Source organism: Pseudoalteromonas peptidolytica, from assembly GCF_012641745.1.
Classification (GTDB): Bacteria; Pseudomonadota; Gammaproteobacteria; order Enterobacterales; family Alteromonadaceae; genus Pseudoalteromonas; species Pseudoalteromonas peptidolytica.
The window spans coordinates 1-14754 of the sequence record NZ_WEHZ01000041.1 but is presented as its reverse complement, the minus strand read 5'-3'; the positions used below and the strand labels follow the sequence as shown (position 1 = coordinate 14754).

The following is a 14754-nucleotide window of genomic DNA, read 5'->3' as shown; positions in this document are numbered from 1 at the left end:
AACAGTGTTAAAAATTTCACATTTAGGACAACTAAATTTTTGCCTAGTTATCGACAAGATTTTCCCGCCTCAAAATAGACCACTTAAGTAAGCAAATTGGTATTAAAATCAGTGATACAAGTACTTAGTAAATAGCACATCACGGACAATTTCTTGTCCAGTTTCTTCTTTTAATAGGGTTTTTAACTTTTCGGCACAACGCTTTCTGATTTCTTCTCGACCTGTTAATGATTTGACCGTTTCTTCATTCTCTTTACTTAATATTTGAACTATTGCATCTCTGAGTAGGGGGGTGTGGTGCTCAACAACTGCAATATTCGACACATCATTCAGCATCAGATCCACTGTAACACGAACATAGCCCAGCTTCTTATTAGATTGGCCGATATAGTTAGTAATAATATCTGGCTCAAACCCAAAATACCCAATATTCGAGTCCGCTTTAGCGGGGAAAGCCGCAGATAGTGCTAAGCATACAGTAAGTACAACAGCTAACAATCTCATATTTGGTTAGGTATCCTAGTGCAAATTACTTTTTACTTAGTTTATACATAATTGCGTTGCTTTTACAGCTGGCTTGTACACAAACATAAACTTTTTAGATAGCGCTCGCTCTGCTATGATGGCGGCGAATTTTTAAAATGGATATAGAACATTGCTTTTGCAATTACCTTTAGAACTTCCTTGGCATAAAAATACTCAGTTAGTGAATGTAGAGGCTGCATTGGCACCTTACTTATATGAAACCCATTCGCTTACTGCAAAGCTAAAAAGTAGCTGTGATAGCTTTTCTGTTTCAGTTTTGAGTGATGAATTAAAAGATGTGCCAGATACATTGAAAGCTGATCTTTCAAGCGTCGCTTGGTGCCGTGAAGTCACACTTAATTGCAACGGTAGAGCGGTAATATATGGTCAAAGTTGGCTTAACGAACAAGCTTGTAATACTGGCGTCCACCTGATAGGAGATACCCCGTTGGGAGAAATCCTTTTTTCGGACTTAAACTGGCACAGAGGTGAACTTGAATACATACGACTTAGAGCATCTGAGTATTTATCACTGGCTGGCTTAATGGGAGCTTCGCTCTCTTCCCCAACCGAGCTTTTTGCCAGAAAGAGCTGGTTTAAAAATGGCAACGCCAAAATTCTAGTTTGCGAAGTGTTTATATCGGAAAGTTTTTATGATTAATAAACAAAAGTGGCAAGCGTACAGCCAGCTAATGCGCTTGGATAAACCCATTGGTACGCTCCTTTTACTATGGCCAACATTATGGTCGTTATGGTTTGCTGCCGAAGGTGTTCCTACGCTGTCTTTAATTGTGATTTTTGCACTCGGCGTTTTTATCATGCGTAGCGCCGGTTGCGTGATTAATGACTTTGCGGATCGCAAGGTGGATGGTGCGGTCAAGCGGACGTCACAAAGACCGCTTGCAACAGGCGCTGTCACAAGTAAAGAAGCGTTATCACTATTTTTTGTATTGATTGTGTTAGCTTTTGCACTTGTTTTATTGCTTAATTGGCAAACGGTCGCGCTATCTTTGGGTGCCTTAGCATTAGCGTCGGTTTATCCGCTGATGAAGCGCTATACAAATTTGCCACAATTTGTTCTCGGTGCTGCATTTAGTTGGGGGATCCCAATGACCTTCATGGCTGCTAATGAGCACGTCCCTGTGCTTGCTTGGATACTTTTCGCTGCTAACCTAATTTGGACTGTCGCGTATGACACTATGTATGCAATGGTAGATAGGGATGATGATGTAAAAATTGGCGTTAAGTCTACAGCTATTCTATTTGGTCAATGGGACAGACATATCATTGCTATGTTAAACGTACTTTTTATAGCAATAATGGCTGCGATTGGTTACGCATATGAATTGAATTACTTATTTTGGCTTGGTTTAAGCGTTGCTATCGCGTTGCTAATTAGGCAGCTATATGTGATAAGAAATCGAGAGCGTGATGCGTGTTTTTGGGCCTTTCTTAATAACAACTATGTTGGATTAGCTATTTTTGCAGGTGTCGTCTTTGGTTTTATGCCACTGTAGAGCGCTAATATGAGTGAGCAGTGGAAGGTAGGTTTTTACTAATGGCTATCTTTTCTCTGTCAGTTTTGGCGGGTAGGGCGTTGGCTCTTTGAAAGCATAAAGTGGGGGAGGTGGTTTCTTAAACACGCTTAACCTATACAAAGGGCAATTAAGGGCGAGCTTTAAACAAAGTAATTTGGCTCACCCTAGCTCAAGTATTCATTAGATTAAAAAACTTGAAATATGGATAGGTAATGCGCGTCTATCGCGTGACAGCTATAGATTGAGAAATCATCCAAGATGGACTTAAAAACAAGCTAGCCCACCTCTTATTCAAGTTTAAGATTAAATACTTATTAGTAAGTGATTGTTTGCTTACTCTTTGAGGATGCAGCATCTTCAATCAATTCAAGCAAATGATTAATATGATCGTTGGTACCAATTTGGTGATTAGTTTGTACGATCAATTGCTCCCTATCTAATGCCTTATTTGTCTTCAGTAACACTAGATTTGGGTCTTGTGCTATCGATTTTGAATGTTCAATACTCGCGATAGCGAAACTATTGCTTGTTTTCAGGCCAGCAATAACTTGCTCAATACTACCTATTTTCACCCCAGTCGATTTATTCAGCGACTCAACAGCTTCATTTAGCATGCTTTGTACTTGTTTCGACTGAGAAAAACAGCCGTACATTGGATACTGAGTTAACTCTGCTTTACGAATACTATCTTGATTAGCAAGTGGATGACTTCTAGAAACAAATAGAACTAACTGATCTGGTAAATGTATGTCACTCACGATGCTGTTAGCGCTTTGAAGGTATACACTGATGTCAATTTCACCAAGTTGTAGCTTACGAGTGAGCTCTAGCTCGTCTTGCAATTGCATTTCAATTTTGACGTTAGGGTATTGCGCTAGAAACTGACCACAAGAAACCGGGACAATACTGCTTGCTTGGTTTGTGTAACCAATAATTAACTTTTGGTTGTCACGACCAAATAAACTTTGCTTAATCGTTTTCTTGGTCAACTCCAATTCTGAAAGCGTCGTTTTACAATATTTTAAGAAGAGTTCACCTTGTTCGGTCAACTTGACGGAGCGAGTGGAGCGCTTCACAAGTTCACACCCTATCTCATCTTCAAGAGTTTGGATGCTCCTCGTTAAGGCTGAGGTACTGATCTGGGTTTGTTCCGCAGCTTGTCTAAAATGTCTTAAATTGCCTAATGCAACGAACTGCTCGAGTTGTTCAAATCTCATGTGAAATTCCTTTTAATTTCAACTAAAACACATTTATTACGTCTTTTCCCAATAATAATACACAAAACGGGAAAAGGAAAGTGAAGTTTTTACATTCTGATTACAAAGTTAGTCAGGATACCTATCACGTATCTCAATAAATTGTTCCAGATTATTTAGAAAAAGGTCAACCAACTTGGGATCAAATTGTTTTCCTTTTTCATTGTTGACTAACTCAATTATTTTATCGAGCGGCCAAGCTGGCTTGTAGCAGCGTTCGCTGCCCAATGCATCAAACACATCAGCCAATGCCGTGATCCTGCCAACAATGTTAATTTGTTCACCTTTTAGCCCTTGTGGGTACCCAGAACCATCCCATTTTTCGTGATGCTGATGTGCAATTAGTGCACCACATTGCAAAATCTCATTTGTTGAATTTTTCAAGATTTCGTAGCCTTGCTGGGCGTGAGTCTGCATTATTAACCATTCTTCATCGGTAAGCTTTCCAGGTTTATTGAGTATGTGATCAGGTATGCTAATTTTACCAATGTCATGTAGGGGAGAGGCGAGTTTAATGATTTCAGCGTGGTAATGAGAGAGCCCATATAGCTGCCCCAACAACATACTATAATGTGCGACTCGTTTGACATGTGAGCCGGTTTCCTTAGAGCGCTTTTCCACTGCTTCGCCAAGAATATAAGAAAGCTCTTTTTGAGAATCTTTAACGGTCTCGCGCAATTTCAGATTGTCGTAAGCCAGTGCGATATTGTTAGCAAAGAACTCTAGTAACTGAAAGTCCATTGTATGTAAGTCACTTTCTTTACTCACATAAATCATTGTTTCGTTACCCTCTTGAGAGGGAAAGTAACCTATATATTCATTACGCGTTTTGAGTGAAGTTTTGTTGTTATGTATTTTTACAAAGAGCTTTTGTACATTATCAGGTATTGATCCATTGTGTGGTTCAACCCCCTCACCGGACGCGGCCAATAACTTAAATTTTGTCGGGGCATTCGCTTGGTGGTTAACGGCTGCGGCACAATAAATTTCTGAGTCTGATAATCCCATTACTGCGGATACATGAGATAATATGGTTGATGCAAAATCTTGAATATTGCTACACTGTAAAAAATTGGATGACGCATCAATAATGCGTTCAAGTCCCATTTTATGCTTTTCTATGGTTTGAATATCCCTATGTGCTCTTAAAGCAGAATAAAGTAGTGTTTTTAACTTAACAGCAGTTAGCTCGGTTTTATTTTTGTAGTCATTAATATCATAATCTCGGATCACTGACTCTTCAGGTGCTTCGCCAGGTTGCCCCGTCCGTAAAACGAGTCGGATATCAAAGTTCTCTAAGTCATTACGGATATACCTGATCAGGTCTAACCCGGCATGGTTGCTTTCCATCACAACATCTATCAGCCCTACTGAAATGTTTTGTTGTGATGCCAAAATTTCTTTTGCTTCTTGTGCAGAGTAAGCGTGATGAAAACGAAGTGCTTTATCTTCAAATTTAAAGCCAGATAATACTAACTTTGTGACTTGATGAATATCCTCTTCATCATCTACCACGAGTATATCCCAATAGGTATCGACGATATTGTTTGTAGGGCTTTCTGGCACTTCATCTGAGAACAAAAATCCGCTCACAGATTGCTCCTCTTTTTATGCTGACTCAACGTTAGTATAGTCGGCAGTATTGATGGTGCTAATCTTGTTGTGGCTTTTTCTCGATATTTCGCAATTCTAATTCTATTGCATCGCACGAGATATGGATCTCATATAGAGATAACAAAAGCGATAGCGTTAAACTGCAAAGGCTTGCTCCAAATAGCGTGACGCCCAGTAAAGACACCTCAAGAAATAGCGCAAACATTGATAGTGTACATAATAAAAATGCAATTACTCCCCAAACTTGCATGCGTCTTATCAGTCTTATTCGTTTTCTTAAATTTTCAATTTGTGCTTTTACTAAGGGTCTTATGGTATCGCCTTCTCTGGCATTTAATTCTCTAATAAGCTGTGCTAGTACTAAAAACCGGTTGGTGTAAGCAAGCAGTAGTAGTGAAATGGCCGGAAATAACAAGCCAGGTGTGGTTAACGTCATAATAGTACTGATTTTGAATAACAGAGTAACTAAGTGTGATGATAATAAGCTATTTTATCAAGCAACAAATAAGTAGGGTGAGGTTTTAGCATGAGTATAGCGATATGAGCGTAGCATCTTTTCGTTGGCAGCAAGTGTATTCGACCACTGATTTTGTTGAAGCGCATTTGCTCAAAGGGATGTTAGAGCAAGCGAATATTCAAGTGCGCCTACAAGGTGAACATTTATCTGGCGCTATGGGGGAGATCCCCTTAGAGCAGGCTGCAATCAAGCTGCTTGTTTATGCAATAAAGTTACCCGAGGCTGAGAAATTATTGGTAAACTATAACAAATTACGTCGTCACAGTGCTGTGAAACAGGCCGACTGGCAGTGTCATCATTGTACTGAAATAAATGGACCGGCATTTGAATACTGCTGGCAATGTGGAAGTAAGCATGAGTAAAGCAAATAACTTTCAACGTATTAGAGAGTTAAATTATCTTCAAAAAGCAGTGTTAGGCGCTGCAATTATTGAGCGAATGTTGCCTAATTACTCGCTTTTTAGCGAAGCAACAGGCTTTGGCGATGAGCAAGTCTTACGAAATACGCTGAATTTGATCTGGGAAAAAATTCTGATCCCAAAAAGTAAAATCAGTTTGGAGAAGCTAGTCGAAAAGGTTGAGCCAAATGTACCTGAGCTGAGCGACTTTGATATGTTTGGTACCTATCCCGCGATTGATGTTGCGACAGCGCTGCTTGGCATGTTGCAAGGCTTAATGGCTAAAGATGAACACGAGTTTGTTAGTGTCGCTAAAATCTCACAAGCCACAGTAGCAAAATATATAGAGTTTATGTTGATGGCTGAGGATGTATTACCGACAAATGAATTGATACGCGAACATCCACAAATGCAATACGAAATTGAAATACTGGCAGAGCTTATTGAGCATGTAGAGAAAATGGGGCGAATTAGCAGCGATTCAGTGAAGTCATTGAAGGAATTAGCTCTTGCTGACGGACAAACTAATATAGGTTTGGAACTTGAGTAACTGATTTCGTATAATCAGCGATTGCAGTAAAGAGTTTGGAGAAAGTAACTTGCGTATTTTAGGTATAGAGTCCTCGTGTGATGAGACTGGTATTGCTATCTATGATGATGAGCAAGGGCTATTAGCACATCAATTATATTCTCAGGTGAAGGTGCATGCAGATTATGGTGGGGTGGTACCAGAGCTTGCTTCTCGCGATCACGTGCGCAAGACTATCCCGCTTATTGAAGCTGCTTTTGCAGAGGCAGGTTGTGGCCCTGAAGATCTAGATGGGATTGCTTATACCGCAGGTCCTGGTTTAGTCGGGGCATTGCTGGTGGGTACTTCAATCGGTCGTTCGTTAGCGTTTGGTTGGGGAGTACCAGCTGTTGCCGTTCATCATATGGAAGGTCATTTGCTGGCACCTATGCTTGAAGATGATAAGCCGGAGTTTCCGTTTGTTGCGCTACTTGTATCTGGTGGTCACACGATGATGGTTAAGGTGTCTGGTATTGGTGAATATGAAGTGCTTGGTGAGTCAGTGGATGATGCTGCTGGCGAAGCATTTGATAAAACAGCCAAATTACTGGGTCTTGATTATCCGGGCGGTCCTATGCTGGCTAAAATGGCGACGCAAGGTCAGCCGGGACGTTTTACCTTTCCAAAACCGATGACCGATAGACCCGGATTAGATTTTAGTTTTAGTGGCTTAAAAACAGCGGCTGCAAATACCATCCGTAACGAAGGAGATGATGAGCAAACCAAAGCGGATATTGCTCATGCCTTTCAGACCGCTGTGGTCGAGACGCTAGCGATAAAATGTAAGCGTGCTTTAAAAGAAACGGGCATTAAAAGCCTTGTGATTGCTGGTGGTGTTAGTGCTAACACCGAACTAAGACAAAAGCTTGAACGTATGATGCAGGGGATGAAAGGTCGTGTGTATTATCCTCGAACTGAGTTTTGCACAGACAACGGAGCTATGATTGCTTATGCTGGTATGCAGCGCTTAAAGGCCGGGCAGTATGCGCCGCTTGATATGAAAACTAAGCCACGTTGGCCTTTAGATAGCCTTGAAAAAGTGTAGGCTATCTTACGTTAATCTTTAGACTTTTTACCCACCTTTGGCTCCTTACCTGCAAGGAGCCTTTTGATATTAGCTCGGTGACGAAAGATAATGACGACGGTCAAAAAGCTCACCGGTAATGTATATAATGGTTTTATCCACCAAGTATAAAGTGGCGCTGCAGCAACCGCGACGATTGCTGCCAATGACGAGTAACGCGTTAGCGCCAGTACTACAAGCCAAGTACTTATCAACAATCCACCAAGTGATAAACCAATAGGTAAGAGCGCTCCAAACGCTGTTGCCACTGCTTTACCGCCATTAAAGTGAAAAAACACAGGGTAAATGTGTCCAAGGCATGCACTCACCGCAATAGCGCCTAACCAAAGAGGCTCTATATTTAAGAAATAGGCACCCCATACTGGAATGGTGCCCTTTAAAATATCAAAGATAAGCACTAGCACAGCAGGGACCTTTCCTCCTAACCGCAATACATTGGTCGCACCTGGATTGTTGGAGCCACTAAAGCGCGGATCTGGAAGCTTGAACAGTCGACACACCAGAATTGCGGAGGAAATCGATCCTAATAAATAAGCACATACGCACATTAAACTGATTAACACTGTCTTCCTTATTTTTTATTGCGTTGTTTTGGGCTATGATCGGCGGTCTTAAGTCCTGCAATTTAGCGCATTTGCGCTTTATTTAATGCGGGAAGATAAAAGCGATAAACATGTTTGGAGTTTACATGGATAAAGTCTATATCTCACAGCTACACGTCGAAGCCATAATAGGAGTGTACGACTTTGAAAAAGAAAGTAAACAAAGCCTTTACTTTGATGTTGAGATGTTGACCGATATTAGCGCCGCAGCGCGCCTCGACGACATTAATTTGGCCGTGGATTATGCCAAAGTCAGTGAACGTATTATCGCGCATACTCAAGCCAAGCCAGTTGAATTACTCGAAACTTTAGTCGAGCAGCTAGCGGCAATGATTTTAAATGAATTTAATGTACAGCAAGTACTTATAAAAGTAAGCAAACCCGAAGCCGTGGCGCAAGCACAAACGGTGGGTGTAGAAATTGTGCGTAAGAAGTAGCATTATCATGGCACAAATTTTTATCAGCCTTGGCTCCAATATTGAGAAAGAAAAAAACTTACTAAGTGGTTTACAAACACTCATAAAGCATTTTCCAAATTACCGACATTCAAGTGTATTTGAGAGTGAGGCTGTCGGTTTTACCGGTAGTAATTTTTATAACTCAGTATTTGCTGCACACACGCCAATGTCTTTAAATGAGGTTTATACACGGCTTAAGTCGATAGAGTACGATCATGGTCGTCGCTGCAACGAAAAAAAGTTTAGCCCGCGTACCTTAGATCTCGATATTCTTTTTTATGATCACCTTATTTGTTCATCACCAGCTCAGCTGCCAAGGGATGAAATAACCAAAAATGCTTTTGTGCTTCAGCCATTAGCTGAACTTGCCGCTGATTTTATTCACCCTGTTGAGGGGAAATCAATCGCTCAGTTGTGGCAGGAATATCACAACCCAAGTCAAAAATTATGGAAAGTGGAGTTTCCCAAGTTATGAGTTTTATCGAGATTGTTGTCCTTGCAATCATTCAGGGTCTCACTGAGTTTTTACCTATTTCTAGTTCAGCACACTTATTACTGCCTTCACAGGTACTAGGATGGCAAGATCAGGGGTTGGCTTTTGATGTTGCTGTTCATGTAGGAACCCTGCTTGCCGTCGTTATTTATTTTTGGCGCGACATAGTAAGCTTATTATCTGGCTGGTTTAAATCGTTTTCAGGTCAGCATTCAAAAGAGAGCCGCCTGACATGGTGTATTGTTGTTGCGACAATTCCATTTGTATTACTGGCGCCTCTATTAAAAGATATTGTCGAAATCTACTTACGCAGTGCGTGGGTTATTGCAATCTCTACTATCGTTTTTGGTTTATTGCTGTGGTATGCCGATGTGAAAGCAAAACAGATCAAAGACGAGTTTGCGCTAAATTGGAAAAGTGCATTGATACTTGGACTGGCGCAAATTACTGCGGTTATTCCTGGAACATCGCGATCTGGGATCACAATTACAGCCGGATTATTGCTAGGGCTTGATAAGAAAAGTGCCGCAAGATTTTCGTTTTTGATGTCTATTCCTGTGATTTCGATGATGGGACTTTACTATAGTTTAGAATTGGCAATGGGCGATGAAGTGGTTGATTGGAATGCCCTGCTAAGTGGCGCGGTATTGTCGTTTGTTTCAGCTTATGCGTGTATATTCTTCTTTCTAAAAATTATCGAACGTATGGGTATGATGCCATTTGTTATATATCGTTTATTACTTGGAGTAGGGCTAATCGCTTTCTTAAGTTTTAGCTAATCTTTCTAGTCCGGTTAGGTGAAAGCCAGTTTGTGGAGTCAAGCTGGCTTTTTCATTTATACAATGATTAAGCAATTTGTTTTTCTGCAAGGCTCAATTCCATGGTTGCTTTGAGTAGGCGATACAGGTTGATAGAGGCATCAATTTCTTCTTTACGGTTCGTTAAACTCTCAATATTCAAACCAAGAGAAATATCTAAGTGTGAACAACTTTTTAAGATTTGATCTAGATTTTCTCTACAAATTCTAATGGACTCGCTCAGTGTATTTTCTGCATCTAACATACGCCACTTAGTCGCCTCCGGCACGGATATACCCAACCACTGCATAAACTGTAAAGTCTTCTCTCCACCACAAGGAGTAAAAGTTAAAATAATACGTTTTGGTGTCGTGCCCTGTTGCTTGCAAGTACGAGCATAGCTTGTGATCAGATCTATGGTTGCTTGGGCATCATAGACAGCTTGAGAGACAAAAAACTGGCAGCCTTGGACTGTTTTATCAATCAATCTTTCGTGCTCATTACGCTTACTAGCATGACGCTCCGCGATGGTTACACCACCTAAGAAAAACTCCTCTTGATGGTGCTTTAACACCTTATAAGCTTCTGATAATGGCAGCTTAATATCGCCTGTTGAAGAAGGGCTTCCAACTAACACCAGATTGTCCAATCCATATTGTTGTTTAGTGCTGCTAAGCCAATTGCTAAATGCTTCACCGTCACGCTGTGCTACGCTTTTATAGGTAATAACATCAAGGTGTGATAATTCACGGATCAACTGACTATACTCACAAGGGTCAACGGTGTGCTTGAATGGGAATGGGCGCGGTACTTGAGTGCGGCTGCTTTCATCTTGAATATCGTAAATTATCACACCATCGTATTCGATTTCATGTAAACGTCCTAGCAACTTAGCTGCGATTGCTTTGAGCTGCTCGGGTGTGGTGCCTATCTTTGGTGGTGTGGTACCAATTAAATATACCCCTTGGTTAGGGTCAATGATTTTCTCTTGAAGCGTTAAAGCCATAATCTGCGTCCACAAAAGCATTTCAGTATCTCTTTACTAATATAGCAGCCATTTAGACGTCTAGATAGATTTTTTTAATGAAAGAATTTCAATAATTATGAATTTCTCTCAAGTGCCAAAGGTAAAATGTCATAATTGTTTACATATTAAGAGGGTAAATCATCTCGTAAATTAGCGAATGAGTATTGCTTTGGGGCATAATCAAGAAGTTTGCTGAAGTAAGTGATCACTACTTATTTAGAATAAAAATATGATTAGGAACCAATCCATGAAATTCAAATTACTAGCAACTAGTTTTGCCGTGAGCCTAGCGCTTAGTGGTTGTGCAATGACTAATGCCGATAGTACACAGAATGCAGCTGCTGGTGCTCAAGCCGCTCAGTCAAATAAAGTATTTGCCCAAGATTACGTACTCGAAGAGTTAGAAAACGGTCTTCGTGTCATGGTAGTAAAAACCAATTACCCTGATGTAGTATCACTACAAATTCCAGTATCAGTTGGCTCTCGCAATGAAGTTGAAGCCGGAAAAACAGGCTTTGCTCATTTCTTTGAACACATGATGTTTAAAGGCTCAGAAAAATATCCTCAAGATGTGTACTCAGATATTTTGAAAAATTCAGGTGTTGATAATCGCGCTTATACAACCAATGATTTTACCAACTATCATTTAAACTTCTCTAAACAGCACTTAGATAAAGTGTTGGAAATTGAAGCTGATATTTTCCAAAACCTAACGTACAGTGAAGAGCAGTTCCGTACCGAGGCGCTCACTGTCAAAGGAGAGTACCTTAAAAACAACGCAAGTCCTGTGCGTAAGTTACTTTCTGCGGTAAGAAAAGAAGCATTCGACAAACATACTTATAAGCATACCACGATGGGCTTTTTTGAAGACATTGAGGCAATGCCTGATCAAATGGCCTATGGTAAAACATTCTTTGAGCGCTTCTATAAGCCTGAATATGTATCACTGGTCATCGTGGGCGATGTTGATCCTAAAGCAACCATAGCGATGGTGAAAAAGCATTGGGGCAACTGGAAAAGAGGTGATTATCAAGCCGATATTCCAGTTGAGCCAAAGCAAGAGCAAGCACGTTATGTGCACGAGAAATATGACGGCTTGCCAGGGCACTGGTTGCTTGTTTCTTATAAAGGAGCAGCATGGGAGCCGAAGAAAAAAGATCGTGCAGCACTTGATCTGATCTCGCAGCTTTATTTCTCTAGTAACTCTGAGTTATACCAGGAGTTGGTAGTAGACAAGCAGCTGGCAAGTCAAATGTTTACCTACAACCCTGAGACTAAAGATCCTGGGCTTTTGCATGTATTTGTTAAAGTGGAAAACGAAAAAGATTTAGCGACAGTACGTTATGCGATTAACAACACATATGCAAAAGCTCGCACAGAATTAGTCGACGAAAATAAGTTGGCAGCGCTTAAATCTAACTCAAAGTATAGCTTTATTAACGGTCTTGACTCATCGCAAGCAATTGCTTCTACACTTGCACGTTATGTGCATTTTGAGCGAGATCCTGAGGTTATCAATGAGCTGTATGCGACAGCTGACCAAGTAACTGCAAAAGATATACGTGATATTGCCAATAAATACTTTGTCGATAGTAGCCGTACGACGGTGACTATGTCGGCGCTTGAGTCCGTATCTGGCTTTGATAAAGAAGTCGAGCTAGACAAGTTAGTTGCAAAAATGGACAAGCCTGCAACACGTCATTTTAATGTACTAGATAAAACCAATAATTCTCCACTGGTGGATGTAAACTTCCTGTTTTATACCGGTGCTGCCGCTGATCCTGAAGGCAAAAAAGGGCTTGCTGCGTTGACGGCTGCAATGATAGCCAAAGGTGGTAGTGAGTCACAATCTTACAAAGAGATTCAAAAAGCGCTTTATCCAATTGCGGGCAGTTTTGGCTATCAAATTGATAAAGAAATGATTTCTCTACGAGGCCGTATTCACAAAGACAATGCAGAGCAGTGGTATGGCATTGTGAGTCAGCAGTTGCTGGCACCAGGCTTTAGAGAGGACGACTTTAATCGACTGAAAAAAGAGCTTATCAATAGCATTAAAGCTGGCCTAAAAGCGTCGAATGACGAAGAGTTAGGTAAAGAAGTGCTATATCATGAGCTGTATCAAGGTCACCCATACGAAAGCTACAATTTTGGTGATTTATCTGACCTAGAAGCGATTACATTGAATGATGTGAAAGCGTTTTATGCTCAGCAGTTTACCCAAGCAAAACTTAACGTGGGTATTACAGGTGCGCTTGATAAACAGCTAAAAGAAGAAATGTTCAGTGATCTTGCGACACTGCCAAAAGGCCAAGAAGCACGTTTACAAGTGCCTGATGCGCCAACATTGTTAGGGCGTCATGCGACGATTGTAGAGAAAAATGCCAAGTCGACAGCTGTCTCTTTTGGTTTCCCAATTGACACTATTCGTAGCAACAAAGACTGGGCTGCACTTTGGTTGGTGCGCTCATACTTTGGTGAGCACCGCAGCGCTAACAGTCACTTGTACCAACGCATTCGTCAAGTTCGTGGCATGAACTATGGCGATTATGCGTATATTGAATACTTCCCTCGCGGGATGTTCCAAACCAAGCCTGACGCAAACTTAGGCCGTAGTGAGCAGATCTTCCAAGTATGGTTACGCCCACTGCGCTCTAATAATGACGCACACTTTGCAACACGTACTGCCTTATTTGAGCTAGATAAGCTGATCAAAGAAGGGATGAGCAAAGCCGATTTTGAGGCGACACGTAACTTCTTAATTAACTTTGTGCCGCAAATGGTGGCGAGCCAAGATAGACAGCTAGGCTATGCGTTAGATAGTCAATTTTACAATACCGATGAATTTGTGAAGTATGTGACTGAGCAGTTGCAGTCTCTATCTGTTGATGACATCAACCGTGTTATCAAAGAGAATTTGCAGACCGACAATATTCACTATGTATTTATCACGGGTGACGCTAAAGACATGGCAAAACGTTTAAGTGATAAGCAGTCATCACCTATGACCTATAACACGAAAAAGCCAGAAGCACTGTTGGCAGAAGATGCTGAAATTGCCACGTATCCACTGAATATTCCAAGTCAGAATATTAAAACGCTAGATGTAGAAAAAGTGTTTAAATAATCAGTGCACTGAGTAATGAAAATGGCGGCTAAGTTTTTAGCCGCCATTTTTTGTGTCAAAGTCACGGATAATTTTAGGTAATGGTGTTGAACCACTCTATCGCTGCGGTTACCCAAATTAGAAATGCAATTAGTAATGTTAGTGTCACGGCAGCTGAAGCCATATCTTTTGCACGACCAGATAATAAGTGATGTTCGGTACTCACTCTGTCTGTAAGTGCTTCAATTGCTGAGTTGATAAGTTCAATCACTAATATTAACAGCACACTACCGACTAACAGTGCCCATTGAGCAATGCTTTGCGCTAGCACAATGGATAAAGGAATACTCACTATTAGCAACCAAGTTTCTTGTCTAAATGCAGACTCTTCTTTGTACGCCGCTTTCATCCCTTTCACTGAGCAATGGGTTGCTTTGATAAGTCGGGCAAGCCCTGTGCCATTTGGTTTGTTGCTATCCGTGGTCTTGATCTTTATCGACATATTCTCGATCCTGCGTTGGTAGTATGCAATGGGGCGTATTATACGAAGAACTGTCTAGCTCGACAGTACTAAATTGTAAGAATCTATGGTCTACTTGGTATATCTAAACCGCATTTAAATATGTTGGTTATTAGATATAACCAAGCGCGAATTCAACTCCGAAGTGCACCACTCGCTAAATTAAGCTGCTTTACGTACTTTGCGTAATTTATTGAATACAACAGCAGGCTGTTTATACCCTAAACACTTTCTCGGTCTGGCATTTAATGCCC

Annotated in this window: 16 protein-coding genes; 9 read left to right on the top strand and 7 right to left on the bottom strand. The window is 40.9% G+C overall.

Annotated elements, in window-relative coordinates:
- Nucleotides 1-108 precede the first annotated feature (108 nt).
- Nucleotides 109-504: a flagellar basal body-associated protein FliL gene (locus F9Y84_RS19680; RefSeq protein WP_128730013.1), complete on the bottom strand. Its 396-nt coding sequence runs from the start codon at nt 502-504 to the stop codon at nt 109-111.
- 157 nt (nt 505-661) lie between these two features.
- On the opposite strand from F9Y84_RS19680, the gene F9Y84_RS19675 reads away from it, so the two are divergent.
- Entirely contained in the window at nt 662-1186 is a 525-nt protein-coding gene (locus tag F9Y84_RS19675) for a chorismate--pyruvate lyase family protein (protein WP_225740678.1), read from the top strand.
- A complete protein-coding gene (gene ubiA / locus F9Y84_RS19670; RefSeq protein ID WP_147390895.1) occupies nt 1179-2042 on the top strand; it encodes a 4-hydroxybenzoate octaprenyltransferase in 864 nt (287 codons plus the stop codon). Before F9Y84_RS19675 ends, ubiA begins: the two co-directional genes overlap by 8 nt.
- A gap of 335 nt (nt 2043-2377) precedes the next feature.
- Here the strand turns inward: ubiA and F9Y84_RS19665 are convergent, their stop codons facing one another.
- The 3 genes from F9Y84_RS19665 to F9Y84_RS19655 all read right to left on the bottom strand — a co-directional run bounded on the left by F9Y84_RS19665 (nt 2378) and on the right by F9Y84_RS19655 (nt 5369).
- Nucleotides 2378-3280, bottom strand: a complete 903-nt coding sequence (locus F9Y84_RS19665) for a LysR family transcriptional regulator (RefSeq protein WP_128730016.1) — start codon at nt 3278-3280, stop codon at nt 2378-2380.
- 108 nt (nt 3281-3388) lie between these two features.
- Entirely contained in the window at nt 3389-4912 is a 1524-nt protein-coding gene (locus F9Y84_RS19660; RefSeq protein WP_128730018.1) for a DUF3369 domain-containing protein, read from the bottom strand.
- 58 nt (nt 4913-4970) lie between these two features.
- Nucleotides 4971-5369 (bottom strand): DUF2721 domain-containing protein, encoded by a 399-nt coding sequence (locus F9Y84_RS19655; protein WP_125253261.1) that lies wholly within the window; start codon nt 5367-5369, stop codon nt 4971-4973.
- Between the two features lie 104 nt (nt 5370-5473).
- Between F9Y84_RS19655 and F9Y84_RS19650 the strand changes: the two genes are divergently transcribed.
- Genes F9Y84_RS19650 through tsaD form a run of 3 tightly spaced genes read left to right on the top strand, consistent with a single transcriptional unit; the run spans nt 5474 to nt 7461 of the window.
- Complete coding sequence (locus F9Y84_RS19650) at nt 5474-5812, top strand: putative signal transducing protein (protein ID WP_125253260.1); 339 nt, start codon at nt 5474-5476, stop codon at nt 5810-5812.
- The gene (locus F9Y84_RS19645) at nt 5805-6398 is read left to right on the top strand and encodes a YjaG family protein (RefSeq protein WP_125253259.1); all 594 of its coding nucleotides are present in this window, start codon (nt 5805-5807) and stop codon (nt 6396-6398) included. The genes F9Y84_RS19650 and F9Y84_RS19645 overlap by 8 nt, the downstream gene beginning before the upstream one ends.
- A gap of 49 nt (nt 6399-6447) precedes the next feature.
- Nucleotides 6448-7461 (top strand): tRNA (adenosine(37)-N6)-threonylcarbamoyltransferase complex transferase subunit TsaD, encoded by a 1014-nt coding sequence (gene tsaD, locus F9Y84_RS19640; protein ID WP_147390896.1) that lies wholly within the window; start codon nt 6448-6450, stop codon nt 7459-7461.
- A gap of 11 nt (nt 7462-7472) precedes the next feature.
- On the opposite strand, the gene plsY is transcribed toward tsaD, so the two are convergent.
- Nucleotides 7473-8063 carry a glycerol-3-phosphate 1-O-acyltransferase PlsY gene (gene plsY / locus F9Y84_RS19635; protein ID WP_125253257.1) on the bottom strand — a complete coding sequence of 197 codons (591 nt, stop codon included), beginning with the start codon at nt 8061-8063 and terminating at the stop codon, nt 7473-7475.
- A 125-nt stretch (nt 8064-8188) separates the two neighbouring features.
- Here plsY and folB point away from each other — a divergent pair, with 125 nt between their 5' ends.
- From folB to F9Y84_RS19620, 3 genes are read left to right on the top strand one after another with little or no spacing between them, the layout of a single operon-like run.
- A complete protein-coding gene (gene folB / locus F9Y84_RS19630) occupies nt 8189-8539 on the top strand; it encodes a dihydroneopterin aldolase (protein WP_147390897.1) in 351 nt (116 codons plus the stop codon).
- A gap of 7 nt (nt 8540-8546) precedes the next feature.
- The gene (gene folK / locus F9Y84_RS19625; protein WP_125253255.1) at nt 8547-9035 is read left to right on the top strand and encodes a 2-amino-4-hydroxy-6-hydroxymethyldihydropteridine diphosphokinase; all 489 of its coding nucleotides are present in this window, start codon (nt 8547-8549) and stop codon (nt 9033-9035) included.
- Nucleotides 9032-9832 (top strand): undecaprenyl-diphosphate phosphatase, encoded by an 801-nt coding sequence (locus F9Y84_RS19620; protein WP_147390898.1) that lies wholly within the window; start codon nt 9032-9034, stop codon nt 9830-9832. The genes folK and F9Y84_RS19620 overlap by 4 nt, the downstream gene beginning before the upstream one ends.
- A 67-nt stretch (nt 9833-9899) precedes the next feature.
- Here F9Y84_RS19620 and F9Y84_RS19615 read toward each other — a convergent pair whose 3' ends face one another.
- The gene (locus F9Y84_RS19615) at nt 9900-10856 is read right to left on the bottom strand and encodes a methylenetetrahydrofolate reductase (RefSeq protein ID WP_147390899.1); all 957 of its coding nucleotides are present in this window, start codon (nt 10854-10856) and stop codon (nt 9900-9902) included.
- A gap of 268 nt (nt 10857-11124) precedes the next feature.
- Between F9Y84_RS19615 and F9Y84_RS19610 the strand changes: the two genes are divergently transcribed.
- Complete coding sequence (locus F9Y84_RS19610; protein ID WP_147390900.1) at nt 11125-14001, top strand: M16 family metallopeptidase; 2877 nt, start codon at nt 11125-11127, stop codon at nt 13999-14001.
- A gap of 73 nt (nt 14002-14074) precedes the next feature.
- On the opposite strand, the gene F9Y84_RS19605 is transcribed toward F9Y84_RS19610, so the two are convergent.
- Complete coding sequence (locus F9Y84_RS19605) at nt 14075-14482, bottom strand: diacylglycerol kinase (RefSeq protein ID WP_125253251.1); 408 nt, start codon at nt 14480-14482, stop codon at nt 14075-14077.
- Between the last annotated feature and the right edge of the window lie 272 nt (nt 14483-14754).